This is a genomic window from Larkinella sp. C7 (assembly GCF_006149005.1).
Taxonomy (GTDB): domain Bacteria; phylum Bacteroidota; class Bacteroidia; order Cytophagales; family Spirosomataceae; genus Larkinella.
The window spans coordinates 1-26709 of the sequence record NZ_VBSL01000002.1 but is presented as its reverse complement, the minus strand read 5'-3'; the positions used below and the strand labels follow the sequence as shown (position 1 = coordinate 26709).

Annotated in this window: 29 protein-coding genes and 1 pseudogene; 15 read left to right on the top strand and 15 right to left on the bottom strand. The window is 46.9% G+C overall.

The genetic code is table 11. The features are described 5' to 3' along the window. Positions 1–9: 9 nt before the first annotated feature. The 3 genes from FH871_RS05180 to FH871_RS05170 all read left to right on the top strand — a co-directional run bounded on the left by FH871_RS05180 (position 10) and on the right by FH871_RS05170 (position 1378). Entirely contained in the window at positions 10–633 is a 624-nt protein-coding gene (locus tag FH871_RS05180; RefSeq protein WP_138990294.1) for an SOS response-associated peptidase, read from the top strand. Between the two features lie 276 nt (positions 634–909). Continuing rightward, positions 910–1125 (top strand): hypothetical protein, encoded by a 216-nt coding sequence (locus FH871_RS05175; protein ID WP_138990293.1) that lies wholly within the window; start codon positions 910–912, stop codon positions 1123–1125. Next, positions 1112–1378: a Txe/YoeB family addiction module toxin gene (locus FH871_RS05170; protein ID WP_138990292.1), complete on the top strand. Its 267-nt coding sequence runs from the start codon at positions 1112–1114 to the stop codon at positions 1376–1378. Before FH871_RS05175 ends, FH871_RS05170 begins: the two co-directional genes overlap by 14 nt. On the opposite strand, the gene FH871_RS05165 is transcribed toward FH871_RS05170, so the two are convergent. The 6 genes from FH871_RS05165 to dinB form a co-directional block, all read right to left on the bottom strand. Further along, positions 1369–2223 (bottom strand): hypothetical protein, encoded by an 855-nt coding sequence (locus FH871_RS05165; protein ID WP_138990291.1) that lies wholly within the window; start codon positions 2221–2223, stop codon positions 1369–1371. The genes FH871_RS05170 and FH871_RS05165 overlap by 10 nt on opposite strands. Positions 2224–2433: 210 nt before the next feature. Next, complete coding sequence (locus tag FH871_RS05160; protein WP_138990290.1) at positions 2434–2781, bottom strand: TfoX/Sxy family protein; 348 nt, start codon at positions 2779–2781, stop codon at positions 2434–2436. A gap of 21 nt (positions 2782–2802) precedes the next feature. After that, on the bottom strand, positions 2803–3096 hold the full coding sequence (locus FH871_RS05155) for a hypothetical protein (protein WP_138990289.1): 294 nt from the start codon (positions 3094–3096) through the stop codon (positions 2803–2805). A 33-nt stretch (positions 3097–3129) separates the two neighbouring features. Continuing rightward, positions 3130–6081 carry a DNA polymerase III subunit alpha gene (locus tag FH871_RS05150; RefSeq protein ID WP_138990288.1) on the bottom strand — a complete coding sequence of 984 codons (2952 nt, stop codon included), beginning with the start codon at positions 6079–6081 and terminating at the stop codon, positions 3130–3132. A gap of 21 nt (positions 6082–6102) precedes the next feature. Further along, the gene (locus FH871_RS05145; RefSeq protein ID WP_138990287.1) at positions 6103–6549 is read right to left on the bottom strand and encodes a YopX family protein; all 447 of its coding nucleotides are present in this window, start codon (positions 6547–6549) and stop codon (positions 6103–6105) included. Between the two features lie 19 nt (positions 6550–6568). Then, positions 6569–7741 carry a DNA polymerase IV gene (dinB, locus tag FH871_RS05140; protein ID WP_138990286.1) on the bottom strand — a complete coding sequence of 391 codons (1173 nt, stop codon included), beginning with the start codon at positions 7739–7741 and terminating at the stop codon, positions 6569–6571. 247 nt (positions 7742–7988) lie between these two features. On the opposite strand from dinB, the gene FH871_RS05135 reads away from it, so the two are divergent. From FH871_RS05135 to FH871_RS05110, 6 genes are all read left to right on the top strand, one after another. After that, on the top strand, positions 7989–8786 hold the full coding sequence (locus FH871_RS05135; protein WP_171062767.1) for a LexA family transcriptional regulator: 798 nt from the start codon (positions 7989–7991) through the stop codon (positions 8784–8786). Between the two features lie 30 nt (positions 8787–8816). Then, complete coding sequence (locus FH871_RS05130) at positions 8817–9353, top strand: Rad52/Rad22 family DNA repair protein (RefSeq protein WP_138990284.1); 537 nt, start codon at positions 8817–8819, stop codon at positions 9351–9353. Between the two features lie 78 nt (positions 9354–9431). Continuing rightward, positions 9432–9650: a hypothetical protein gene (locus tag FH871_RS05125; RefSeq protein ID WP_138990283.1), complete on the top strand. Its 219-nt coding sequence runs from the start codon at positions 9432–9434 to the stop codon at positions 9648–9650. A gap of 364 nt (positions 9651–10014) precedes the next feature. Continuing rightward, entirely contained in the window at positions 10015–10431 is a 417-nt protein-coding gene (locus FH871_RS05120) for a hypothetical protein (RefSeq protein ID WP_138990282.1), read from the top strand. 30 nt (positions 10432–10461) lie between these two features. Beyond that, entirely contained in the window at positions 10462–10956 is a 495-nt protein-coding gene (locus tag FH871_RS05115) for a hypothetical protein (RefSeq protein WP_138990281.1), read from the top strand. Positions 10957–10967: 11 nt separating this feature from the next. Next, the gene (locus tag FH871_RS05110; RefSeq protein ID WP_138990280.1) at positions 10968–11447 is read left to right on the top strand and encodes a protein-export chaperone SecB; all 480 of its coding nucleotides are present in this window, start codon (positions 10968–10970) and stop codon (positions 11445–11447) included. Positions 11448–11530: 83 nt separating this feature from the next. Here the strand turns inward: FH871_RS05110 and FH871_RS05105 are convergent, their stop codons facing one another. Further along, the gene (locus FH871_RS05105) at positions 11531–11764 is read right to left on the bottom strand and encodes a hypothetical protein (protein ID WP_138990279.1); all 234 of its coding nucleotides are present in this window, start codon (positions 11762–11764) and stop codon (positions 11531–11533) included. Between the two features lie 145 nt (positions 11765–11909). On the opposite strand from FH871_RS05105, the gene FH871_RS05100 reads away from it, so the two are divergent. Both FH871_RS05100 and FH871_RS05095 read left to right on the top strand, forming a co-directional pair. Beyond that, positions 11910–12668: a hypothetical protein gene (locus tag FH871_RS05100; protein WP_138990278.1), complete on the top strand. Its 759-nt coding sequence runs from the start codon at positions 11910–11912 to the stop codon at positions 12666–12668. A gap of 110 nt (positions 12669–12778) precedes the next feature. Next, positions 12779–13564, top strand: coding sequence for a DNA/RNA non-specific endonuclease (locus FH871_RS05095; RefSeq protein ID WP_225309363.1), 786 nt, complete (start codon positions 12779–12781; stop codon positions 13562–13564). A gap of 240 nt (positions 13565–13804) precedes the next feature. Here FH871_RS05095 and FH871_RS33460 read toward each other — a convergent pair whose 3' ends face one another. From FH871_RS33460 to FH871_RS05075, 4 genes are all read right to left on the bottom strand, one after another. Further along, the gene (locus tag FH871_RS33460) at positions 13805–14203 is read right to left on the bottom strand and encodes a tyrosine-type recombinase/integrase (protein ID WP_212768201.1); all 399 of its coding nucleotides are present in this window, start codon (positions 14201–14203) and stop codon (positions 13805–13807) included. A 688-nt stretch (positions 14204–14891) separates the two neighbouring features. Then, complete coding sequence (locus FH871_RS05085; protein ID WP_138990276.1) at positions 14892–15197, bottom strand: phage antirepressor KilAC domain-containing protein; 306 nt, start codon at positions 15195–15197, stop codon at positions 14892–14894. A 250-nt stretch (positions 15198–15447) separates the two neighbouring features. Next, positions 15448–15819, bottom strand: coding sequence for a hypothetical protein (locus FH871_RS05080; RefSeq protein ID WP_138990275.1), 372 nt, complete (start codon positions 15817–15819; stop codon positions 15448–15450). Between the two features lie 81 nt (positions 15820–15900). Next, the gene (locus FH871_RS05075; protein ID WP_138990274.1) at positions 15901–16353 is read right to left on the bottom strand and encodes a hypothetical protein; all 453 of its coding nucleotides are present in this window, start codon (positions 16351–16353) and stop codon (positions 15901–15903) included. A 684-nt stretch (positions 16354–17037) separates the two neighbouring features. Here FH871_RS05075 and FH871_RS05070 point away from each other — a divergent pair. Next, positions 17038–18006 (top strand): hypothetical protein, encoded by a 969-nt coding sequence (locus FH871_RS05070; protein WP_138990273.1) that lies wholly within the window; start codon positions 17038–17040, stop codon positions 18004–18006. A gap of 415 nt (positions 18007–18421) precedes the next feature. On the opposite strand, the gene FH871_RS05065 is transcribed toward FH871_RS05070, so the two are convergent. Beyond that, complete coding sequence (locus FH871_RS05065; RefSeq protein ID WP_138990272.1) at positions 18422–18715, bottom strand: hypothetical protein; 294 nt, start codon at positions 18713–18715, stop codon at positions 18422–18424. A 252-nt stretch (positions 18716–18967) separates the two neighbouring features. Beyond that, positions 18968–19234, bottom strand: coding sequence for a hypothetical protein (locus FH871_RS05060; RefSeq protein WP_138990271.1), 267 nt, complete (start codon positions 19232–19234; stop codon positions 18968–18970). Positions 19235–19698: 464 nt separating this feature from the next. Here FH871_RS05060 and FH871_RS05055 point away from each other — a divergent pair, with 464 nt between their 5' ends. Then, positions 19699–19995, top strand: a complete 297-nt coding sequence (locus FH871_RS05055; RefSeq protein ID WP_138990270.1) for a hypothetical protein — start codon at positions 19699–19701, stop codon at positions 19993–19995. A 47-nt stretch (positions 19996–20042) separates the two neighbouring features. Here FH871_RS05055 and FH871_RS05050 read toward each other — a convergent pair whose 3' ends face one another. Beyond that, positions 20043–21167: a DUF5005 domain-containing protein gene (locus FH871_RS05050; protein WP_171062765.1), complete on the bottom strand. Its 1125-nt coding sequence runs from the start codon at positions 21165–21167 to the stop codon at positions 20043–20045. Between the two features lie 989 nt (positions 21168–22156). On the opposite strand from FH871_RS05050, the gene FH871_RS05045 reads away from it, so the two are divergent. Together FH871_RS05045 and FH871_RS05040 are read left to right on the top strand one after the other, a co-directional pair. Further along, a complete protein-coding gene (locus tag FH871_RS05045; protein ID WP_138990268.1) occupies positions 22157–22621 on the top strand; it encodes a putative molybdenum carrier protein in 465 nt (154 codons plus the stop codon). 1604 nt (positions 22622–24225) lie between these two features. Further along, on the top strand, positions 24226–25833 hold the full coding sequence (locus tag FH871_RS05040) for a LysM peptidoglycan-binding domain-containing protein (protein WP_171062764.1): 1608 nt from the start codon (positions 24226–24228) through the stop codon (positions 25831–25833). Between the two features lie 98 nt (positions 25834–25931). On the opposite strand, the pseudogene FH871_RS05035 reads toward FH871_RS05040, so the two are convergent. Beyond that, positions 25932–26709, bottom strand: a pseudogene (locus tag FH871_RS05035) (hypothetical protein); the annotation flags it as partial.

The following is a 26709-nucleotide window of genomic DNA, read 5'->3' as shown; positions in this document are numbered from 1 at the left end:
CTTCACTCTATGTGCTACACCGTTAACGCCCAAACACCCCTGGCCGAACTGGTCCGGCAGGTGAAAGCCGCTCAGGCCGCTTCGGACGACTACACCCCGCCCGGCCGGGTGTCTGGTTTTGCGCATCCCCTGCTCCCGGTCATCACCGAAGACGATCCCAAAACCATCCAGCTCTTTAAGTGGGGTCTGATCCCGGCCTGGGCGAAAGAAGATAAAGCGGCTGAACTGGCCAAGATGACGCTGAACGCCCGCGAGGATACCATCTTCGAAAAACCGTCTTTCAAGGACAGCATTGTAAATCACCGGTGTATTCTATTGGTGGATGGTTTCTACGAATGGCGCCATGAAGGGAAATCGAAAATCCCCTATTACATCACCCTGTCGGACCCGAAACCGTTTGCGTTGGGCTGTATTTATTCGGTCTGGAAAAACCGGCCGACGTTCTCCATTGTGACGACGGCGGCCAACCCGATCATGGAATACATCCACAACACCAAAAAGCGCATGCCGTTGATGCTCAGTCACGAGGAGCAGCGTCGCTGGATCGACCCGGAGCTGACCAAAGCCGAAATCAAAGAATTGATGCAACCGCTCGACGAATCGCTGATGAAAACCGAGGTGATTGAGAAATAGCAATTTTGTTGATCATCTGACGCTTGCGGCCCCACAAAGAGAAGCTATTTTTGTCCACGTTGAATCGAAAACCAGAACCTGAAGCTAAGAATTTTTGGTTTTATGATCGGATCGAAATGTCCCTATTCTGTATTAAGAATTGTCCACCCAAATCCTGCTTTTCACACTATCTTTTGTATTTGACAGCAGGCTCAGATCCTGTAGTAACAACTAAATCAATATTTTTTGCGTTATTTGATGAAAAATACGTTAGTATTATCCATTAAGTACGGCGTCATGGCAGCAGTTACTATTCACATCGCTACACAAAGCAAATTTGTAAAGTTATTCGTTTGGCTTATTCGTCTCTGTAAAGCCGAATACAGTATCGAAACAGTTGGTACGAAAACCCTTCGTTCAGTCATAGAGCAAGGCGAGAAGGATTTTGCAGAAGGGAAAGGCAAAGTGATGACTATTGAAGAACTACGCTCAATGGCCAATGAAGTCGCGTAGTGCCAACTTTTCTCCTGAAGCCTTGAACCAACTGGCCGAACTTTCCAAAGTTTCACCCAAACTAATCGCTAAGTTATCAGAACTCTTAAATGAGTGTTTACGGTCGCCATTCGAGGGTAGGGGTAAACCTGAACCGCTTAAAGGTGACCTGAGTGGGTATTGGTCACGCCGAATAAACGACGAACATCGACTGGTTTACAAGGTGGATGATAATTATATATACGTTTTCTCTTGTAAAGGGCATTACGATTGAGATTCGTCCAAATCTCTTAAGAGTTCGCCCTCTTCATTGAAATGATAGGTGAACAGACCTACCCGATACTCTTTCATTTTTTCATCCAATTGGATAAACCGTCCGTGATTAAGAATTAAAAATTCATCATGCGTGATAGGCCGACTATGATGTTTTACATTCAACATGCAAAAGTCTATTAAGCCATAATCTGTCCGGTGAAGCTCCAAAAAAGGATTATTTAATGCACCTGGAGTCTCGCCTAATGCCTCGGCCTGAGCGTTGATTTCAAACAGTACTCGGCTTGGATTATTACCCCAAAACTTGATAGCTTGTTGTTCATAGTCACGGATGAGTGCGGGATTTAACTGATACCATAGCTTTGCCCATTTATTCATTCCATCAGACGACATAAAATCAGTCAGGTAGCCTTGTTCAAATATCAGGTTCAACCCGATTGAACTGGCATGAAATACTCCAGTAAGGCTGGGGTCTTTTAGCTTTAGTACTCTTGATAAAAAATTGATATCTAAAGTCTTGTTTTCAATTCCTGAAGTTAATATCGACTCAACCTCTGGTCCATCAAAGATTCGCTTGAGGTTATGTTCTTTCATGAAATAATCGACTTTAGATTGCTTAAGCGGCCCTTTCGTTGAGTCAGCCAGAACAAATATTATCTTACCACTAAACACCTCAATGCACACATTTTTAACCTGAAAGTCGCTATCCAGCGGTCCCATGCAAAGGTAGAATTGGTCGGGATTATAGTTGAAAAACTTTGCAATGTCGTTAATGCTACCTAAACCAAAATTTTTGTAGTCAATTTCTTTATAATACCCGAATCTAGCTGGAATAAACACGCCCATATTGAAGAAAGTCAAAGGTCTAATCAACAGTATGATTCTAATCCAGTCTAGGTTAGATAGAAAATGTTCCAGTGAGAACTAAAATCATCTGCAATTAATAAAATGTAATGTAACTACAAAATCGTAGGTAAGAATATTTGTGTCAATCACGACTTCAACTGACACTTCCTGGAGACATCCCATCAGCTTTTACACGGTGATGATCGTCAATTATTTCGCTCGCTTCCGAGTGGTTTTTGCTCTGGCGGTAGCCGCTAGCGTGATGATGAGCCAATCCGTCAGGTCGGCCTGTCGAGAAGTGCCAACCGGATCAATCAACAGCCAGCCTTTCATCACCTGTCGGCCCTTCATGACATACGGGCGGGCCCCGGGCCGACCGGATAGCTCGTCGGTCATCTCTTTTTCACAGCGGATCATCAACTCATCGTCTTTTACATGCACCACCAGCTTGTGATCGATGCGAAACGATAAACCACCCCGTTTCGTCTGTTCCTCCAGCGTCGGGAAACTCGCTAGTTCTTCCCGGACGCGATTCGCTAATTTCTCGTTGTAAGCCATTGCTTTCTGTTCTTTCCTGTTTCAGGCTGCCCGAAGGAACGGAAACTCGGGTGGTCCGTAAAGCCACTGATCCTGAATCGGTGCCAGAAAGATTTCAATTCGCGGTACCCGATCCTGGTTGCTCCTTTTTGTTTGCCAGATAATGGGAATGTCAACCACCACGAACCGGCCGGGCAGGGCCTGATCCGGTTGCTGAATGGTCCAAACCGACCCAACGTAGCAATCTTCCGGAAACTTGTCGATGGCTTCCACGTCGCTGACATAACTGAAAGCCTTCCGGGTGGGTCCGGCATAAACGTAGAGTTGCTGATACATGGCATGAATTATTGAGGGATAAGAACGGGTCAATTAATTCAAAAACAGCTCGGTGCCACCCCGCGGGTCCGGTTTTACCGGCAGCTTCTCAAATTTCCGTACCTCTACCGAAGGGCAACCAAAATCGACCACCACCTTGCCTTCGATGCGGTACATGCCCATACCCCGGTACGGGTATTTTTCCAGACTTTGGGGGAAATGGGTGGTGTCGAAATAATGACCTTCGTAATCCACAAAGTACCCGAAGGTCATGGGCTTTCCATTCTTCGTCCTGATGAGTTTGTGCGTGATCAGATACCCTACCAGTGTAACAATCCGTCCTTCCTGCTGTGCCAATTGCCGGGCAGAGGTACCCACCACTTTCGAGGCCAGCAAGTCGAACGGGGATCGCAGCGGAAAACCGAGCAATTCAATCTCGTCGTAGCTGTCTTCTATTTCATCCTGCCATAAAACCGGTAGCGACCAGTTGGTTTCTTCCAGCGCGAACAATTCCTGAATGCCCTCGTGCTGCACGTAACTGTTGACCAGCGCATGGGCGATCCACAGCAGTTCTTTTTTGGTGGAACCAAAGGATCGAAACACGCCCGTTCGGATCAGGATAATCAACTGCTCCAGACCCGCCGGAACCCGCCGGGTAAAATCGTCCAAGTTGGCAAAGGGTTGCTGTCGGCGCTGCTGCAGCAATTCCTGCACCACGGTTTTTTCCAGCCCTTTGATGTGGACAAACCCCAGCCAGATGGTATGTCCCTCAATACGCGTCAGGTACTCACTAGATGCAAGATCGGGCGCTTCGATATGCGCCCCCCACCGCCGGGCTTCGTGCACGTAGAACTCGGTGCGGTAAAAGCCGCCAAAGTTGTTAATTACAGCCACGGCAAATTCCAACGGGTAATACGTTTTCAAAAAAAGGCTCTGGTAACTCTCCACGGCAAAAGAAGCCGAATGCGCTTTGCTGAAACTGTAACCGCCAAAACTCTGGATCTGCCGCCAGACCTCGCGCGCCACCTCGTCGGTGTAGCCTAAATCCCGGCAATTGGCAAAGAACTTCTGCTCGATGCGGACAAACTCCCCTTTGCTGCGGTATTTCCCACTCATGGCCCGGCGCAGAATATCGGCTTCCCCCAGCGTCAGACCCGCGAAATGATGGGCCACCTTGATGACATCTTCCTGGTAGATCATCACCCCGTAGGTTTCGGCCATTAACTCCTGCATCTTCGGATGGACAGCGGTATAATCCGCCGGGTTGTGGTGCCTTCGGACGTATTCGGCCATCATGCCCGACGACGCGACGCCCGGCCGGATGATCGATGATGCGGCCACGAGCGTCAGATAGTCAGCCACCTGAAGTTTCCAGATCAATTGGCGCATCGCGGGCGACTCAATGTAAAAGCAACCCATCGTTTCGTGGGACAACAACTGCCGACGGATGTTTTCGTCGTCTTTAAAATCCTGAATGCGGTGAATATCGACGCTGATCTGCCGGTTCTTGCGTACCAGATCGACGGCTTCCTTGATATGCCCCAGTCCTCTTTGGCTCAAGACATCCCACTTCGCAAAGCCGATGTCTTCGGCTACCCGCATATCGAATTGGCAGATGGGGAAGCCTTTGGGCATCATTTGTAGCGCAGTGTAGTGGTAAAGCGGTAATTCCGAGATCAGAATACCGCCTGCGTGAATGCTCAGGTAGTTGGGAAAATCTTCGAGCAGGGGAGCGTAGCGGAAAATGAACCGGGTGTACTGATTCGGCGGGGCGGAGCGGGGATCTTTAACGAGTGCATCAATCTCAGCCTTCGGAAGCCCAAATACCTTCCCCAATTCACGGTAAGCGGCCCGGTCCCGAAACGTGACGTAATTTGCCATCAGGCAAACGTGATGGCGTCCGTATTTCTTGAAGACGTAATCGATGATTTCATCCCGTTCGTCCCAACTAAAATCGATGTCGAAATCGGGTGGAGACGTGCGCCCGGGGTTGATAAACCGCTCGAAATATAAATCGAGTGCGATCGGATCGACATCGGTGATCTGCATGCAGTAGGCTACGATTGAATTAGCTCCCGATCCGCGCCCGACGTGGTGATACCCGCGCCCGTGGGCATAACTGATAATATCCCTGGTAATGAGAAAATACGAGGTAAAGTCCAGATCGTCGATGATTTTCAATTCCCCCTCGACGCGCCGACGGGCTTCCTGATGATCGGGTCCATAACGGTCCCGCAAACCATCCTCGGCCAGTTTCCGCAGCAGAGCCATGTCGTCTTCCTTGCTGGGGGTATATAGTTTCTTGTTTTTGGGTGTATCAAAATCAAAGCCGAACGAACAGCTATTCAGCAGCGCTCGGGTATTGGTAATAATCTGGGGCCACGATTGAAAAGCGGTTTCCAATTGCCGGGGTGAAAGAATGTACTCGTTTTCCAGCACCGTTTCGTATTCGGCCAGCTTCGAAAGCAGGCAGTTGTGCGCAATGCACCGCAACAGGCGGTGCAGGCTGAAACCTGTTTTGTCCGCATACGACATGGGTTGTAAAACCACTACCTGGTGGGGTTTCAGCTTCTGGCGGTACCGGTACAGTTGGGGTATCCCGGCGGCCGGAATCCCCACAAATTCATGCTCCGCCAAGTCAGTGAAGTGATTGAGACGGTGCAACGGATAAATCACCACGGCATGCTGAAACGAGGGTGCCCGAATCGGAAAGTCTTTGCTGGCTACTAACCAGTTCGACAGGTGTTGGTTTATTTCGGCAAATCCCGCGGTGTTGCGCGCCAGACAGACATATACCAGTTCATTGTGATTGCGAAACTCAACGCCCACTACAGGTTGAATACCGGCCATGCGGCAGAACTTGACAAATTCGAAGATGCCCGAAACATTGTTGATATCCGTCAGTGCCAGCGTCGTAATGCCCATAGCCACAGCCTGATTGACCAGATCCTCGGGGGATAAGGTGCCATACCGTAAGCTGTAGTAACTATGGGCGTTGAGATACATGGTGTTCCGTCCGTCTGGCGGTTAGGCTGCCTGCTGATACGGCGAGTCCGGAAACTCCAGAATCAGGTGCGGGTCCTCAAAGAAATTCCCTACGACCTTGACTTTACTCGCCAACACCCGGTCAAGCGTCAGAAACGGTGGCAACCCCAGGCAATTAGGCATGAACAGGCTGTAGCCACAACGGTCCGGATGATTCTGGACCACCCATAAATACCCTTCACTTTCCACGATGTCATAGTCATAAATCGGGGTTCCGTCCCGGTCGGGTTGACCCACCGACAGCATCAGACGCCAGGGTGTTCCAGCCTCGTACAGACGTTTCTCCGAGGAATTAAAGGTGTTGATCAGAACCAGAGCATCTTCGAGCAAAACGACCTGGAAGTCTTCCGTCTGAGCTAACAAGGATGACAGGTAATGCATGGTTTGGTTCTGGACATCCCAGACGCGGCAGTGTAGGGCAAATGACATAATGTGCGACGTTTAGCGGTTAAATTCCCAAATGATAGCTGTTGGCATGTCCGATGCGGTTTTCACCGTGCTTCAACTTGATGAGGTCGGTTTTCTGGTAGAGGTTGGGCAGCCGGGTTTTGACCACCTCCCCGCTGGCATCAAACAGCGCAAGCTGCTCGGTTCCCCGCACCAGCTTGCTGACACTGACCCCCACCAGCCGGACCAGCAACCGCCGGTTGTAAAGCGCATTGAAAATCTTGATGGCCGCCAGGGTAAGCTGGTGATCCGACGAGGTGGCCGGAATGGTGATTTGCCGGGTGTAGGTTTGAAAATCACTGTAGCGGATTTTGACTGTGACCTTGCCCGCACACCACCGGTCTTTTCGCAGGTCGTAGGCCAGACCTTCCACCATCCTGCTTAAGGTTGCCTGGAGCATCTGAACATCAGTGGTGTCGGTCTGGAACGTCAGCTCCTTCGACATCGATTTCTGCTTATCGTGTGGCAGTACGGGAGAAGGGTCGATACCGTTAGCGCGGTCCCAGAGAAACAGCCCGGTTTTGCCAAAGGTCCGCTCCATGAGTTTACGGGGAATTTGCGCCAGGGTTCCCAGCTTGGTGACGCCCATGCAGCGGAGGGTGTGCGCCATCTTCTCGCCGACTCCCGGTAGCTTCGAGACATCCAATTTCCAGAGAAACGGCTGGACATCGGTCGAAGGAATATAAAGTGCCCCATCCGGCTTATTTTCATTGGCGGCTATCTTGGAGACCGTCTTGGTGTTGGATAATCCCCAACTAACCGATAAGCCAGTTTCGCGGACAATTTTGCTTTTCAGTTCCTTCGACCATTTCAGGCATCCGACAAATTTTTCCATCCCTGTCATGTCCACATAGAACTCATCAATCGACGCCTTCTCCACCACAGGAGCCCGCTCGGTAATGATTTCCGTAACGGACCTGGAATACTTGCCGTAGGCTTCGTAGTCACCTTTAAGCACTAATGCATCCGGACAGAGCCGCCGGGCCAGGCGCATGGGCATGCCGGATCGGACCCCAAACTTTCTCGTTTCGTACGAACAGGCCGATACAACGCCCCGGTCCCCAGATCCGCCGACCATGATGGGTTTGCCTACCAGCTCCGGTTGCCGCAACCGCTCGACCGACACGAAGAAGGTGTCGAGGTCCAGGTGAAGTATGTTGCGTTCAACCACCATTTTAAATTGAATTACACTATGTCAGGATTTTTGACAAATATATGTCAGGATTTTTTACATATCCAAGTCAGAATACTTAACTTTTTTTACGGGAATCTGTTTTTTACACAATTAAACCGGATTTTGGCAGTTTACAATTGTAAAGAATCCTGACATACAGGATAGGATTTTTATAAAAACTTCTTAGCTTTGTTTGTCATTAACGGAATCTGAAACGTGTATGTATCTGGCCGGTAATCTATTGGTTTTGAGACAGTATCGAGGTCTTTCCCAACGGGAAGTAGCCTCTACATTGGGGATTAGCCGACCTTCCCTCATTTCGTATGAAAAAGGAGCGATGCCCACCATCGATACGGCGGGTACGTTATCGAAATTTTACAATGTTACCGTGGATGCGCTGCTGTATGAAAACCTGGGTAATTTATCAGCCACCCAACTCGATCACCTTTTCAAAAGCGGTAATACCAACCTGTTCGGACAGGCGCAGCAGATTCATGAAGTAGTTCGTACGGTGGGCGAAGACAATGAAGAAAATGTCGAGTTTGTACCGGTTACTGCCATCATGGGATACTGTAGCGGAGGCTACAACGATATTGATTTTATTGCGGAACTGCCCCGATTCCGGCTGCCCTTCCTTTCGAAAAGCCGCAAATACCGGATGTTTCCAACCAAGGGAGATTCCATGTTGCCGATTCCATCGGGTTCGTATGTGGTGGGCGAATACATTGAAAAATGGGGTACCATCAAGGATGGAAGCGGAGTCATCGTCATCAGCAAAGAAGGCATCGTCTTAAAGAAAGTAGTCAATGAACTGTCCACGAACGGGCGATTGATCCTTCACTCGTTGAACCCAAGTTACGAGTCCTACGAAATGGCCCACGATGATATTCTGCAATTGTGGAAGTACGACTCGTATATTTCCCGGGAATTCCCCGATCCGGAACCTTCGCTTGGCACTCTGTTGTCGGAAATGCGACGGCTTAGCGAGGGAATGATTGACCTTCAGCGCGGCCAGGGAAAACTTTTAGAAAGTGTACAGAAATGATAAATTGGGAATAAACAACAAGTAAACACAATGGACATTTCAAAACTAACTGCCCCTCTGCTACCTGCCGATATTGAATGGCGGGTCCAGACTCTGATTGAATCCAAAGACAATAAACCGGCAAAAATGATTGTTGTCCCCTACATCAATAACCGGTCGGTGATGGAGCGGTTCGATGAACAGTTCGGCTGGGCTAACTGGACCAATGAAATTAAAGAAGTCGAGGGTGGCTTTTTATGCACCATTACGGTCAAGCTTGCAACGGGTGAAGTGGTCAGCAAAACCGATGGAGCCAGCCGGACCGCAATTGAACCCGTGAAAGGGGGCATTTCCGATGCCATGAAAAGGGCCGCTGTACATTTTGGGTTGGGACGGAGTTTGTATAACTTTCCAAAGGTTTTTATTGAAGTAGGTGGTAAATACATTCCGGACTGGGCGACGCGTCTACTGGACGCACTCGTTGACTCTATCAACAGCGGTAAGCCGCAACGGGACGTCATTGTGCTCAAAGAAGAACATATTTCAAGATTGCAACCCCCAAAGCCGCAGTTGCGGGTTGCAGCCTAATTCTTGTCATTTCTTCCAGGTAAAGAAACGGTCAGTTGCTGCCGGCCAAGTTTCTTTTCGACCAATCAGGTTATCAATATGCTCATCATTTCCGGCGAACACCTGGCTGCCATGCTTCCCGGCTGCTGCTACACGGTGGTGGCGAATTCGGCCATGAGTGGCAACGAAGCCCTGCTGTTCTGCCAGAAGCTGAATGTATCGGGACAGGTTGCCGCGTTGCTCTCCGATGCTGACGTCCGGGATCAGGTGTTTCGCAGTTTGCGCATTGCGATTCCCGAGCACGCGCCCAGTGTGTAAATCAAGCAAATTGTAGTGTGAAATATTCTTGAAATAAATTACTGACATTCATTCAGTGATCGTATTAATATAGTAAAAGAGCTTTTAAATAGCACATTGCTTGTTCTTGCAGTCTTGACGATAGGGCCAACCTACAACGCGTAATCTGATATGGAATGGACTTTTGCTACCATTAAATAAGTGAGACATAAATAAACCATAAATATTTTGAGTAGAAATATTATTTATTTTACCTTACATGACTATAGATTAATCCCTTCAAAAGATGCTAAATACTTGACTTTATTGGCGTTACATAAATAAATGCCAGATATATAGCAGGTGCATTGAAGATATTACATATATTTGCGACCCTTAGGCGAGCATGAGTAAACTATTACAAAAATCAAACGACAGCATTCAAGCGTGTCAGCTGTTAATTGAACAACACAATCTTTACACCAGTAGCATTCACCATGCTTATTACAGCTCGTTCCAACGTTCGATTTATCTACTTCAAATACACTTTCCCAAAAGCTTAATCGAGAAAACCGAAGAGGCCAGCAGTCATGTGCATGTTATAACCACTGTTGAACAGAAACTAGTCGATAGCGGTTATAGATTCCAAGCACTCGATTTCAACCAGCACATTAACACTTTGAAACGCAACCGCGTACATGCCGACTACAAAAATGATTTGTTTGATGAAAAATTTAGCCTCAAAAGCTTAGAGTTGGCCCGCAAACTGAACATTATCATTGACGAATTGACCAATAAATTGTCGTCAATTACTAGTACATAATTCCGACTTGACACGTATAATTACAATTTTATGACTATTGCTAACGAATGGATCATTGGCCTCATCAACCGCATACACGAGCAGTTTCTGCATTGCGGATTTTCATATGTTTACGAAGAAATGTCCGAATTACATATTATCGAAGTAACTGATCCACTGGCTCTTGAGAGTTTTCATTTTAGAGAGTTGGCAGGACAAGAAACTCATAATTTTCTAATGGCGTTTCCTGAAGAAGGTATTTTATTTACTGATCCGGAAAACTGCCTACCGATTGCGCCCCCTATCCTGTATAAAAAAGATGCAATTGTTCAAGAAGCATGGACAGAGCATTCTTACTACCAATCGGATATCCATCTAATTGACTTAGATGTAAAATGGCCTCATAAAGCCGATTTGGAATCTGCGCGGGAACTGTTTGATAGCTTGGTTTACGAAGAAGAAATTTTTCAACAACCCACTGCTACCGTGACTATACCTGGAGATAGTTTTGCTCCAGGGGACTATAACTATGCAATGGCCGCTTAGGATCTGCACGTATGGAATCTAATCAACCGCCGTTTACCCTTCAGAAGGTAGATTTATTAGAAGCGTCTTTCCGGCGCAATGATGTCTACCCATCTGAGTATGTCCAAAATAGATTACAGCTTGAAATTAGTCGGCGGACTGAACTGCCCTTATTATTCGTCATTCTGGAGGTCGAAATTTGGCAGGAACATGGGACAGACAAAGTGATGGAATCCAAAATAAAAATGGGAGGCCAGTTTTCGGTTGCAGAAGGGGTAGACGAAAAGTTGCTTGAAAATTTTAGTGACATCAATGCTCCTGCCATACTTTTTCCTTTCGTACGCGAGACTATAGCATCGTTGACAGCGAGGGCTGGAATTCCCACTGTTTTAGTCCAACCATTCAATTTTGTTGATATGCAGCGCCGTAAGCAGAATCAAGCAAAAGAGAATCAAGCCGATGAAGAAATTTCAGAGGATTCAGAGGGCATCGTAGAAGAATCGGATAAATAGTCCGATTTTTAGTATATTTTCCTTCTTACAAATTCGGATACAAATACACCTCTAAGCCCGCCCTTACCAGGCGGGCTTTTTCTTTACCGTAGCCCCCGCCTGGTGATCACTACTAAAGTCCATGTGCCGACCACTCCGATAAAAACCCAGATTACCCGACTGATGCGTTTTTCCATCGGCTTCCAGGCGTTTTTCTGAGCTTGCAAGTCTTCCTGTACCCGAGCCTGCACCGGATCATAATAATGGGTTGTGTCCGTCGGTGGAACGGTATCTGGCTGAGCGAAAATAAGGACAGAGTAGAGGAGCAGCGTTTTCATACTGCTTAGACGCTGTGACGCTAGGAAAGTCACGAATCAGACGAAAGGACAATTGGTGTTCTCTTCATGGCGTAATCAGGAATTTCGTTTGCGAAAACTGCTGAGATTTTGTAGGTTGAAGGGAAACATTTAGATGAAGTTTCCAATGAAGCCCAAAATACCTCAACTGCATACTGTATCAGAATTAGAAAAGCTGGCCCAGGTGAAAAATCTTGACACCAGGCCATTTATGCGAAGCCCACCGGGGGACGGTTTACTTTTGGTCAAGGATATTCAAAATGGCTTTGAATTTCACTTTGCAGTCACTGACTGGAAGACTGATACAGGTAAAATGCTGTTTCGGATCACTAGATATCCATATAGTTCCGATTCTGTGGATCCTAAAGAGAGTTGGATAGAAGAAAGAAACTTGAAGGAAGTTTGGGAGCGATGGGTAGGATTGGTTGATTATTACAGAACTGTAGACCCATTCGATGGAAGTAAAGACCCAATTCTTGAGCAGTACCAAGATGAGTTTTTTGAAAACTTTGAAATGCTAGATGAGGATGCTGAGACAAAACCATTCGATCTAGATAAGCAAGTATTAATCGACCGTTATTTAGGCGACACTATTCACCGATTGCAGGCCAAATCCAGAGACCCCGAAATTTCTGATGCAGATAGGCAGGTTTATCTTGATTTAATTTTTAAGACAAATCACCTCAAAGAAACCCAAACTACCCAATCTCAAAATCAGACAGTTAAGGAGTTAACAGGAATATGGGCTTACGCGAGAAAAAAGGGTCTAAAATATCTTGAGATTTTCAAGTCCGAAGCAATCAAAGAATTGATGAAAAGCGGTATCAAATACCTTATTGAAAATTTTGAAGAAATCGCCGACGCTTCACGTAAATTTTTTGAATAATCGCTAGTATTGAGCAGCTTATGAATCGGATAGTCCGTTTACTGCTATTTGCTGTTCTATTCGGCCCAGTTGCCTGCCAGAAAGCACTGCAACTAGCTCCGGACACATCCATGCCCACCCGTGACGAGAACCTTGCCCTGGGTAATCCCAGTAACGCAGGTGTCCAGGAAAACAATTACCTCATCGATCGGCCAACCTACGCCCTCAGCTATAACCGCAGCGCCGGTATTGCCAACTGGTGCTCCTGGCATTCGTCAGCCGCCTGGAAGGGATCGGCGAAGCGGTACGCGGGTTTCTTCATTCCGGATCAAACCTTGCCAACCGGATGGTACCAGGTAAGACATGATGATTATACGCTCAGCGGCTTCGACCGTGGCCACCTCTGCCCGTCGGATGATCGCGACTCAACGGCAGAGGAAAATCGCACCACGTTTTTCATGACGAACATCGTCCCCCAGGCTCCCCGCCATAACCGCGAAAGCTGGAGCCTGCTGGAAGGCTACACCCGGAAGCTCATCGCCGACGGCAACGAAGCGTATATTATTGCGGGGACGTACGGTAAAGGTGGCATCGGTGACAACGGGCAAGCCACTACCCTGGCGGGCGGCAAAGTAACGGTTCCCTCTGCGCTCTGGAAGGTGATTGTAGTCCTACCGGTAGGAAGTGTCGATCTGAACCGGATCAACGCTCAGACACGGGTTATTGCCGTATTTATACCGAACACCAATGCCTTCGGAGAAAAGCCCTGGAGTGACTACCGGGTCAGCGTCGATGAGATCGAGCGGTTAACGGGTTTTGATCTGCTGGCCAATGTGTCGGATGCAGTCGAGCGGGAGATTGAAGCTCAGTCGGATAAGGTCGCAGTGAATGGGATGTATCTGTATTCGGATTGGTAACATATAATTGTAAAAACTCCTTACCGGTCAAGGTGAAGAGTTTTTACGCAATGAGGAAAAGCTTCAGTTGAGGGAACAATATGTCCGTACGAGATTGCAATCGCATCGCTGACTTATTCAGGTTCTGGACGCTGACAATCTTCTGACGTTTACCTATGTATGCATCTTTCCGCTTTAAATTCTCACTGGGAAGGTACTGAAAAAATGAGTAAATAGTTGTTCCAGTGTCATTAGGATCACTTAAAGCGCTTTTAAGAACTCTTTGATATCGACGTCATCAAACTCCCCGAAGTATCGTTCGGTTGTGGTGATACTTCCGTGTCCGAACGAATTGCTGATATGTTTGAGCGGAACGCCGGATCGCAGCATCGTGGTCCCGAATGAATGCCGGGCCACATACGTCACCAGTTTCTGACTGATCCCCAGCTTTACCCCGATTTTTTTCATCCACCGGTTGACGCTGCCCAGCATTAAACCAATGGCGCTGGTCTGGCCCTCGGCATCCATTGCGTCGGTATGAAAAGGGGAAATGTAGGGCCGTTTGTCGCGTTGGTAGGTCACGCGAATCTTTAACATTCCTTCCTCGGAATTTTTGCTTTTTCTTGCTTCAAACACCAGGGCCAGCGTAACTTTACTCATAGGAGTTCAGGATCAAGAAAGGTGTGAATGCCATGATATACAATTTCTATTCCCTATCATCGGATTTGAGGTAGTTCAGCAGGTCAGATTTGAGATAGTAGTACTTACCGAATTTTCTAATTGACGGAACCTTGCATGTGGGACTACACAGTTTGCCGTAACTGACATTCAGAAACTTGGCAGCTTCTTTCCGGCTTAAAGGCTTTTCGATTTCGGCCTGTGTCGGCTGAGAACGGACGGTCGTCAATACTTGGTCCAATGTCATTTGTAGATGCATGATTTCCGTAAACAAATCTTCGAAAGGGTTGTACATTTTAGAAGTCGTTAATAAATAATTTTTGCAATGATAATGAGGAATAAATTAGAAATAAAATCGACCGTACGACTCCTTTCTGCATAAAATAATAAGAAAATGCATATGCAGAAAATGTATATTTCTATTGAATTTTATACCTAAAGTTAATTAGATATTATTTCAGGATAATGACTAGTATTTATATGAGGTTTTATTTGAATTAATCTCTAATTTTTATGCAGTAAAAAAATGAAAAATATGAGATTAAGGGTATTTAGGGAGCATTAGAACAATCAATCTCCTCAATCAGATCGAAATCAACCCTGGGAAAATGGGTGCTTTTCTTCGCGATGATTCCGCTTTGGCTGTTGGCTGCGGTTCGACTTCAGCAGCCTAACTCAGGTCAGTGGGTGTTTCAGTCATACGTTTACGGATTTCTTCAACCCCCAGTCTGGTTACAAAAACCGTCTGAAGATTGAACTCGTTACCGCCGGACCACCAGGTCTTGTGTTTGACTTTGAGCCAATCCTGGTCGACGTATTTTTGATCGGCGATGTAGCTGTGGCCATTGTGATTACAGATTTTTTCGTTAAGCAGCCAGGTGAAGAGTGCTTTTTGACCGATGCCGAGTTCTTTGGCTGCGTCAGCTACGGACATAGCGCCGTCATAGACCCTTGCGGGAATTGTCTGTTTTTTCATGGGAATAGATGATTTTTTAGTGGTGCGGGTTGGGCAACGTATTGCCCCTGGATACTTTAAGCGTATCGGTCCAAACTGAATTCTTCCACCATCCCCGTGGATTCGTCCAGATCTGGAGCGATCTCGTCTGCTGTCAGATACAGGTCAAAGATTTGGTGAGCGAGTGTATCCTGCGCTGCCAATACTTCGCCTATGGTCGGTTTTGGTCGGTCGGCAACCTTCTGCTGTATTAGGTTGTCTGTTGCCTGTCTCAGCGGCATGATTGGCCTCCTTTCTTCCGAAGCGCAAACGTTTGATCGATGCGCGTGAAGGATTCAATCAACAACAGTATGGCGGACATCTCGTCTGCCTTAAAGCGCTTCCTTAACTTTTTGGACTCTTGAATATAAACCAGTATCCACCGGAGGACTTCGCCGTATTGGCAGCCCGAAAAAGCATCGAGCAGCTTTGCGACTTCCTGAACGATTACCGTGGATTCCTGGGGTGAAATGGCCCGTAGGATTGTCGATGTAATAACCGGTTTTGCAATTGGGTTTACGGCTGTTTTGCCGAAGGGGTTCATAACTGTAGCGGTCGTTGCGGAGAGCAGCGAATCGTAGGTTTGTTCTGGTGAACGATTCATTTTTGTGAAGAGTAAGACGTGATGGGTTGCCCCTTCGCCAGGAATGAAGCGAAGGGGTGTTTATGGTGGCAGTACGCAGGACTACTTTTTCGTGGAGTCAGCAGTCTGATCGACTGGTTGATTCGGAGAAGGCAACAGGTTGGTCAATTGGCAGTACATTTCCCGAAGGCGCAAATAGGTGCCATCGGCCAGACAGTCCATGGTATTAGCCACGATTTTCAGTTTGCGCACGATTCCGAGAATTTCCTGGGAATCAGCGGGGCCGCGTTCAGACCATTCCTGGAACTGGAGAACGTCTTTGATTTCGGTTAAAAGGCGCTGGTGGTAGAGGGCCAGTGCGTAGTGAAGTACAACAGCGGGGGAGTCTTCGCCGTTTGGGCCGGGCTGGGCGTCGATGGTGATCTCAAATTCTCCACCGGCACCGCCGATGGGATTGGGCAGGAAGCCTGGTAGATTTTGACCTACCGTTTGCTCAAAATTGGCTTTTGGGGTTGCATCTTCGCTCCCCGGTACGTAATTTGCGTCCGTTGACATTTTGAATGAAAGTTTAAAATGGTTGACTTGCATCCCCGTACTGACTGGTCCGCGAAAACTTAGACAGTACGGGGATCACTATTTTATCTCCTTCAAAGTCGCTCCTATTGACCGGGCATCCCTTTCGGGCCTATGCGGTTTTCAGTCTGTCTCTGAATCGAATAAACGAATTTAAGCAATTAATAGACAAAGCGCAAGCCATTGTCTTACATTATTTGAAAATTGATAGAAAGCCCATATAAGAGTGACGCTCCCCAAGTATTGTATTAGAATTATGCAAAATGCGACTTTTCTTCGACTAGACGGATTTTGACCGACTAAGCCTTTCGGCTATTTCCCGGTTAAATTCGGGCTCCTTTTGATCATATAGAAGATTCACCGCCCTTTCAATAATCTCCGCTCCGCTTTCTTTAAATAGCGTTCCAAGCTCCGTTATTTTGCCTTTGGTCTCTATCGGCAGCCTGTATGTTCCTGACTCTTTCGCCATGTGCTTATTTGTTTACCTAAAAATAGTATCCAGTGGCTTACATTGCAAGACATTCTGTATATTTATACCACAGAACAAAAAATGACCATACCGGGCAAGTATGGTCATTGGAGTACTTTTAGGACAACCGGTAGCGATTGGATTTGGACGTCTGCGCTGTGCCGGGTTTAACCAACTCTAAATCAGCAACAATAAAAATGAATGACACGGTAAAGATAGCCGATTTGGGTATTCAAATCAACTTTCCTTCGTGGGAAAAGTTTAACCTCGACGACCTTACAAACGACCATGTTGTGTTGTTTCAATATCTTGTTTTCCATTGCCGAAGTACTGGTGAGTGGACACATTCGGATCCAGCCATTGAAAAAGAGCTTGGAATAAGAGAGCAACGTTTAAAAACTGTTCGTAATTATTTCATTAACTCAGGTATTCTTAAGACCCGAATTGTCAGAAACTCGTCCAATAATAGAGTTACGTCCTATCGGCTAAATTTTGCAGAATTAGCAACCCCCGAGAAACTGAAATTATTCTACCGCGAAAAAACACCTACAGGAAAAGGAATTGACCTTAATCGTTTAGCGGATCAATACGGCATAATTGCTAAACAACTTGCAAAGCTTTCTACAACAGAAAGTCCGTTAGAAAATTCTGAAAATCAACAAGGTGCCGAACAAAAGGGCGCTAAGGCACTGGCCAAAATACTGGAAGAATTATATATAAAACAACGAAATTGGTACAATACATGCCATACAGAGTTGCGAACGAAAGTAAAAGGAATGGTCAAGTTCTCTCCAGCACAAGTTCAAAATTTAGAGGAGGCAATGCGTCATTTTGAAGACGATGAATTTATTCATAACGCTTTTCACGCCTATGCTTATACTGCTATCCATGTGATACTTGGTAACGAACACGAATTGCTTCCCCAAAAACCTCGTGATGTAATAAGTTATTTTCTTCGAAATCTTAAAAACAATAGTGAAGGCGTTGCAAATAATTTTGATGTAATCTACCGGTTTGGCAATTATGCAGTAACACACTTCCGACATGGTGTTAAAGACAGTCACGCCGATCTTATTTCCGAAAAGTCTGATATTTCACAACCAGACCCGAATCAATCAGCCACTATTTATAAAGCGCCGGATTTTAGTAATGATTATGTAATGTGATCAATTATGCGCGCGATGGGTTACTTGAAATCAGGTATCCCTATAAGGTATATTGAAACCAGGTAGCGGTTGCCTGAAACCCAGTAATGTATTACCCGATTTCATGCAACGCGTTGCCTGATTTATAACTTTCTTTTTTATATAATACTTAGACGAATAAAACCTAATTGAAGAAAACAAAAAAAACCAAACCGTCTTGCTGCCGTTTTTGGCTTTTTTGAAAAAAAACAACGAAGAAGAATTAATAACTTCTCTATTACCCAATAATCCGGAGGAGCCAAGTGGCTGGGATTGGTCTGGTTGGTTTAAAAAGGTTTTGCAGTTAAGACCCCAGGCGATTCCCGATTAAAAGGAATTGCGGTCCTGGTTGGTGACTGCACGGCGGAAAACCAACAAAAAACGCGCGCGATCGGGCTTACTGATCCTCCCCAGTTTCTTTCTCTTCCTGTCTCTTCTTTTCAACCTGCTCCTTGAACTCGGGCTCTACGTTTGCTTTGACAACCTTACCGTTTTCGATTTCCAACTGCGCTTGTAGTCTGTGCACCCCATCAAGTTGACGAAGCACCGCTTTGTAGGCAACGGTTTCGCTTCCCTCGGTATACTCACGCTCAATTGCGCTTAATATCCGGTACGCCGTAAGGGCCGAATTGGACTCGTAGGTTCCGCCACTGGCTTGGTTGATGACGGCGTAGGCGTATTTTATATTCATAACGTTGTGAATCAGTCTTAATAACGAACGTCTGTTACGGCGTTTTTGGTATCTGTTATACGGCACAGCTATTGACCCGTCCACCTATTGACCGTTCCTACGTTTGGGCATACACGACGCCCGGGAAGATGAAGAACCAAAAGGAAGCCGGAACGCCGAAAAATACCTTTCGTTACTCTTAATCCTTCTCAAAATCGCGCAAGTGGTTTCAAAACTCTGTCATCAGCAACCATAGCTAAAACAAGACGGGGGCTAATCTGGCTTCAGCCGATCCACTGCTACAATTTCGTCGTACGTAATGGCCCGCTTGCCACCTTTCTGAGCAACTTCCTTGTGTTGTTCTGGGGTTGAATCCAGCATATCAATCACTTTAAACAAATGATCGGGATGCCGGAATTCCATAACGTCCAATACCGATGGCGGAGGTATGTCATAAAACACAACCGGAACGGTCCAGTGTTCAACCCGGTTGTCGGGCGTTGTCACCAGGAATTTAACCAAACTGTATTGCTCTCTCATTCCGTTTTTTTCAACAAGATACCACTTTCAGGTTTTAGCATAAATGCCAATGACTGTTTAACCTATAATTGAACTGACGCGCGATCTGTCTGTTGGCACCAAATCTAAAAGGGATTTTGAATCCCAATAAAAACAACTGGGCGTAATCAGCCAAAATAGCCCCTCTGTTGAACGATCCCGTTTAAAATAGGCAAGTCTAAGTTAAAAATGAGATCAAGGCTCTCCGTTAATATTTGGGGCTAAATAATTTCCATCCATTTGGCATAGACGGAACCTGCTGAGGTAAGACAGACTTACCTCGTAAATGTGGTTAATTGGGTCTTGACTTTCAAGGTTCTTTCAGGCTTTGACAACGTCAGAAAAATTGACGTCGTGAGAATCCGATGAGGGATCCAACAATCAGTTGGATGTTCCTGGCGAATCAGTAAATTGCCGACCAAATCGAGAATGGAAAGATGGAGGTGATGAATAAAATTTACAGCAAATTGCACTATCAGCTCGAGCATGGCTTTGAGTTTGGTCCGGCCTGCCGTTTAATTCAAAGCCTTGACCAAAATAGTGCCGGGGAAGTTACAGTTGTTTTTCCAGGCCTCCTTATTTTGCTGGAAGAGGTGGGTGGGCGAATTATCGTTAAAATACCTGGCGGAGTCCGAAGCACCAACAATGAGCTCCCAACCGATTTGAGTGAATTGTGTGACCAGTTTATTGCACTGGTGAAAGCCGAAGCCGGAAGCGTACCAGTCGACGAAATTCTGGTATAAAGAACTGAGTTTTTTGAATGCCTCCTTGCTTGAAAAGGCAGCCCGATTTATTGCCAGTTCGTCACCCGAATGAAGTAGGGTCGATAGAGATCCGCACTACCCGGAATGTTGAAAAGGTCGTCAAAATTGGTAGTGTTGACACAATACGAAATCATCAAATCCCCATTTCTCGACAGTTCTGGATGAACCAGGGCATTGTAGGTGAAAACTTTGTCCGTGCTATGTTCTGGGGGAACAGTGTAGAGGAGACGCTTTGCAGTCCATGGCCCTATCGGCCTGCTCGACTCCGACAGAAACAGCCGTCGGCCGAAAATGATTTCCTGCGTAAAGAGATAATACTTAGCACCGTATCGAAACACGCTGAACTGATCAGAGGCATCTTTGTAGACCGAAAAGTCTTTCGGCTGGCTTCCCCACTGACTGCCGTTCCAGAATTGCCATGTCGCCGTCAGATCACCTTTCGGAGCGCGGGCGACAACAACGTTCGTCGTGAGGTTTCCATGTATAACGCCATAAATGTAGGTGAAACCATCTGACGCTTCACAGACGGCCCCACCATATCCCCACTGCCCCTGATATTTGTTGACAATAATTTTTTCAATGGCTCCCGTCGAGGCCGAACAGATGGCAATATCGATCGAGGCATTCTTAAAATCCCAGGAGCCTGATCCTGTTTTTTGGACGTGGCTCAGCAGGACTTGAAGTTTCCGGTCGTAAACCGTGGCATCTAACGGCCAGTACCAGTCTTTGCCACCTGGCTGCTTCGCATGGTTAAAGTAGGTTTGACCCGCATTGGTGGTATTGGCCCCTTTATTCAGTGTCTTGAACCCGTCGAATGTTTCGACAGTTTGAATCATCATGGAGTTGCGAACCATAACGTTCTGGTTGGGTAAGCGGGTCCGGTCTAGTTTCACAAGACCCAGGAATGAATCGCCGAATGTCCATACAATTCGACCGTCAGGAAGAGGAGTTGAATAAACTCCATCGCCACCATTCCAGGTAGCATAACGTGTAAAAAAATGGGTGTACTGCGTATCAATCTGTGCTTTTGGCTCCGAAGCCACCCTACCTACCATAGCCGAGGTGTTCGAAATTGGAAAGAACGAAAGCTCAGGTAGGGTTGAAAAACCGGCCAACAGCAGGCTGGCTAGTAGGTAAACAATGAGTTTCATGGAAGAAGGGTTTAGGCAGCAAGAGAAGGAAATGGGTAGGCAAAGATACTTATTCATCAATCGGTAAGTTAAATTAACCACCCACTGCCTCCTGACCCAGCCGATCCCCGCCCCGCCGATCGCTGGCCCCCGCAACCGTGGAGGATTTTCAAATGTTAAAGCCGCCAATTACCCCGCCAAACCAAAAGTAAGGAATCCTTTATTGGCATTCATTTGGCCAAACCCCCGGGGGGTAGAGGAAAAAAGTACCGTGAGCCCCGGCACCCCCGACCCACAGTCCCCACCGACGCTCGTGTGACCATTTTCTAAAAGGGATTCTCACTCCCTTTTAAATGTGTGCCAGAAACACTTTTAAAAGGGAGATGGCAACAGAGGTTTGGTTCAGTAAAACTAACTCGGGAAAGGGTCGTAAAAGTCCCGGCCCATTTTCGTTTTTAAATGCAATCCTGGACTGCATTTAAAAAGTACAAGCCGTTACCACGTAAAAGTAATTCTGGCGTACATTTAAAACGCACCGAAAATTCCAGTGTTTTTTTCCAAGAGTCAAATTGCAAATTTAGAAGGCTTGTTGTCGCCCTTTGGAGTAAAGGACAATTTGTCCGGTAGTCATGCATGCTGAACTACGAATGTAAAACGGAACATTTCCTTGTATTATTCCTTTCCCGCGTTGTGTTTTTATAATGTGGGTATTACCCACATTTAACAGACCCTTAATATCATGATCTGTCTGATGTCAAAGGTATTCAACCCGTGAACGATCTTCCAGGCGATTTTTACGGAGCATAACATCTTTTTCCCCGGCCAAATCCCAGACCCCCGGGGGGTAGGGGAAAAATAGCTGCCAATCTGAAAAAGCGCCAGGTACCCAGTTTTAAAAATGAAGCCATTATTTTAAGAGGCTTTTTATCCGTTTTCAACCTCATTCCTGTTGGAAATCTCAAGATTTTTCGCTATTTTCATGTAGTTCAATCTTCCCCAAAACAAAAAAAATGCTTGGCTACCGAATTGAAAAAGTGATTTCAGGCGGCCAGACGGGTGTTGATCAACTCGCCCTGACCGTAGCTCGAAATCTGGGAATTAAAACCGGTGGCGTAGCTCCGAAAGGATACCTTACAGAAAATGGCCCCGCACCATGGCTGGCGGGCTTTGGATTGGTTGAAGACTCGAGTAGTAAGTATCCACCCCGCACACGTCGTAATGTTGTCGAATCCGATGCGACCGTCATCTTCGGATCTCCAACGAACGGAACCGAATTAACAATCAATTGCTGCACAAAGGCAGGAGTGCCGTATATCTTGAATCCCACCGCCCCAGCACTGGAGGCTTTTATTGTAAACCATGGTGTACAGATTTTGAATGTAGCGGGTAACCGGAAAAGCAAAATGACTCCCGACCAGGAAGAGAAAATAAGAACGATTCTGACGTTGGCGCTTCAGAAATTGAATCACATCTAACAGCCTACCCAATAACCACCCCGACCCTGTTTTTTCCCAGCCCGGTTCTCTTTGACCTTCACCCTTGCAGTTTTATATCTGATATACGTTTGTATAATTCTAGTGATAGAAATGTCTCATTTTATGATCTGAGTTCTACAGCAATTTATTTCTGTTTACATACAGCGTATATTGGTATACGTTAGGAAACTTCCGAATTCTCTGGATTAGCTATACAGTTACCGTATCCATCTTTCTGTTAGATCGTTACAAAGACGCCGTTCGACCAACGGTCGTCTGCCGCACCCCCGCAATTTTCGAGAACAAATGTTTGCAAAATCGCGTTAAAATACTTAACTTGGTGATTATCTTCACATTCAGGGGTTCTACAGGCCAATTACAGAAAATCACACTGTATAAGAGTCATATACAGTCCGCTTATGTCAAAATCTGACTGGAAAACAGGCGAAATCTCGAAATTCGAGCGCCGAATCGTTATTTACGAGCCAACAGTATATAATCTGTCGGTGATCAAAACGTTGGAAAGTGTCGCACTGAAAATCCTATTCGTTTTCGGCGAAAAATTACAGGATGATAACTGTGTTCAGTCCTCCACAATTGAGCTTGCGGCCGAATTAAGACGGTCAACACGTCAAACGAGAAGAGGATTGAATGAATTAAAGAGAGTGGATTTCGTGCAGAAAAAGAAAGGCAAAACTTACAAAGTAAATCCCGGGATCTTCCGGGTTTCGACCATTACTTTCTAATCCTCGGCGACTGCTAGGCCGGGAAATTGATTATTTTTATGAATGCATCAACATCGAAGACAATTCAACCTATACAGATTCCTTCATGGGCTCTAACGAGCCGCGCGATCCTGAGTCTAGCTGCTTGGGCTGGGAGTATACAGGTTGGACAAATAAAATTCGCTTTTGATTATACCAGCGGCAAACTAATTCTCTTTAGAAAGCCGCCTTCGTATCATGAATAGAAAAACAATTAATCAACACTTCATCATGGAACCACTCGTAACAGAGACTTTCCTATTTCCAGATACCTTAAACGGCCAAAACGTCTACGTGTGTAGGCTTAGGTTACCTCCCAAGTCCGTTGAGATTTTTTGTAACAAGGTGCTTCCCCACTTCCAAAAGGAGATTAGCGAAGGAGAATGCAAGTTATTGGAAGATGGTCGGACTTATTATCGCTTTAAGGTGACCTATGAATTTGCCCAGCAATTAAGGTTAATAGTGCTGGGGGCCTTCTAATTATTTCAAAAGGCTAATCAAAAGGATATGTTAAGGTATTCGGTTCTGATACAGTTGCCTGCTTATTCTCAATCGATAACCCCACGTTATATGTAACAAATACACTCAATCACATTGTTAGTTGAGTGTTTTGCAAATGAGCTTAGTCGGCCTGAACAACCGAGATAAACAACAAAGAACATGCTTAACACGGGAAATACGCCCGACTTGTCCAGAGTTCAACAGCTTCAAAAACGCCTGAAGGAGTTGCGAAGTATACCGACTGAAACACAAGAGGAGCGGGAAGAAAAGTGGGCCATTTATCAGGAGATTAGTTTGCTTGGGAGCCGTGGTACAAATCCGGCAATCTCCCAACAACCCATGAAGACCTCCCAGCCGGACCCTGCCCCCCAGCGTTTTGCCCGGGGTGGTGAAGTGTATCCAATGCCCGGACTACATTGGATGATGGATCTTGCCCGGTTTGCCGACATTGGGCCGGTCGAACCAAAAAAAACGGCTCGCACCTCCGACTTTATTCCGCAGATGCGAGCGGTGGGTATTTTGCCACCGGCTCCTACGCCGGGGATCGATCAAGGCAACCAGCTTGCGGAAATTGAAGAGCTATTGCGGACCGCTAAATCAGGTAGCCCGGAGGAATCTTTCTACAGGGATCAGATTCAGCATCTACGTTCGTCTGGCGTACAGACTCCCCTGCAAAGTGGGTATTCGACCTGGTTGACCAATGGCCGGGTGTTGAACTGGGCGTTAAATGCGGCAAATTCCCCTGCACCGGTTTCTTCTAATTCAAGTCCGGCGAGCATCTCTCCGCCACCTCCAACCGATACTTCCGGAAGTGGCAATTTAACCGGTGGCAGAACCACCATTCCACAGGTCTCCCGTCGGGCTTCGGCGTCGCCCACGCCACTTGCACGGTATGTAGGTGATACGTATACGGTGAAACAGGGAGATACAGTGTCAGGCATTGAAAAGATGACGGGAACAACGCGGCCCGAGATGCTCAATTACAACCGTAGTCTAATTGCCAATCCGAATTTGATCGAACCGGGCCAGGTACTTCGGTTAAGGCCAGAGCCGTATGTGCCTGCGGCTCCAATGAGTGAGATTACCACCCGGCGCGTGGGCGGGAAGGAGGTTCAGGCTGGCAATATGTTTACAATGGGAAAACCGCAGATACCAAACTGGGCAATTACGCCGGTAGCGGGAACGTCCTCGTCTTCATCATCGACACCCGGCATTGGATTAGGTACCATGATGGATATTAGCCGCATTATTACCGGGGCAGCTATTGCCAGAAAACCGGTTTCAAACTGGCAGCCATCGACCCTATTTACCAGTTGGCAGCGCGCCGTGGAGGCCAGAAAGAATCAGGGGCTGTCATCCGAAGAAATGGCGCTGGCCAATCAGAACATTGCCGGTAATTATGGCGCAGGTGTGCGGGCTTTAACGCAAAGTGTCGGGGGCGGTGCCAACCCGGGCGTTGTGCTCGCGGGATTGAATAACCTGGGCAGTCAGCAGGCCGGTCAGCAGTCTGTGTTGGCCGCAGCCGATGCGGCACGGCGAAACCAAAACTTTGCCCAGTACGGGAGTATGGCCAATCAAGACCTGGAAATTTCCCGAACCCTGTACGGCAATGATTTGCAACGGGAGCAAGGGCGGCAGGTGGCCGGACTGGGGCTCATCGCGGGTGGAATGCAAAATATTCATGATCGTCAAATGTATAACCAGGCTTACGGCCCGAATTCTACGTTTCAGCAACTCCAACAAAGCCAGATTGATCTGGCAAAAGAATCCGTTAAAAACCAGAAGATAATTATTCAGAATACGCTGAATAATGCCAACCGTATATTGGCGCAACCAACCCCTGATTCGAACGACGACTATGCCCGGAAACAGGCAGACTTTGTAACTAAGTTGACTCCTGAACTCAAGGAACAGTATAAGCAAATGTATCCAGGTCTTAAATTCTAAATGTCCACCGTAAAGAATCCTAGTTATGTGATCGAGCTTTTTATCGATCGGTACAATGTCTTGCCTTATTCGTCCGACAAGTCCACTTCATTTTGACTTTAGATCGACACCTTGCTGACGTTATTCTCTAGGTTCAAATCAATCAGCAGGTGATTCGGATCAATGCCGGAACGCCCGGGCTTTTCTGGAACCGTGAGAATGATGGTCTGCTTACCAGTGCCAATTCGATGCTTTCGAAGGTAGAGAACTTTTTCCGATCTCTGGCCTTTGACAGGTGGTGCGTAAACGCCAATTTCTATCCAATCCTTCATTAGAACGTTGGTTTCCTTGCCGATGCTGTCGACGGTCATCTTCCGAGCTTCCACTTCCAGGATTACTTGCCAGGTACCCTCCTTGAGTTGTTTGGCAGTGGCTGTTTGGGTCTCCAGTTCCCAAAAGGTGTTTGCCGCAAAGAGATCATGCAGCAGTGTTTGTAAGGAATCGGGTGTTACTGACTGCAACTCCCGGTAGAAATCGAGCGTCGTTGGCAAGGGCGGACTGGGCGAATAATCGCGAAGCATCCGCCGGAGCGCATCATTGACCCGATCCTTTCCAATGTACTTTCTCAGCGCGTACAGCGCGAAGGGTCCCTTGCGGTAATTCATGAACTGGTTGTTGGCGCGCAGCAGGGGTGGAGCCGCCCGGGAGCGCGGCACTTCGTACTCCAGTCGCATCTGGGATAAATACCTCAGCAGGTGCTCATAACCCAGTGTTTTTTCCACCACCTGCATCGCCGAGTAAGTCGCCAGGCTTTCGACGAGTACACCGGCGCCTTCGACCGCTGCGGGTGATAGAAAAAGGCCCCACCACTGGTGCGCCACTTCGTGGGCCATGATG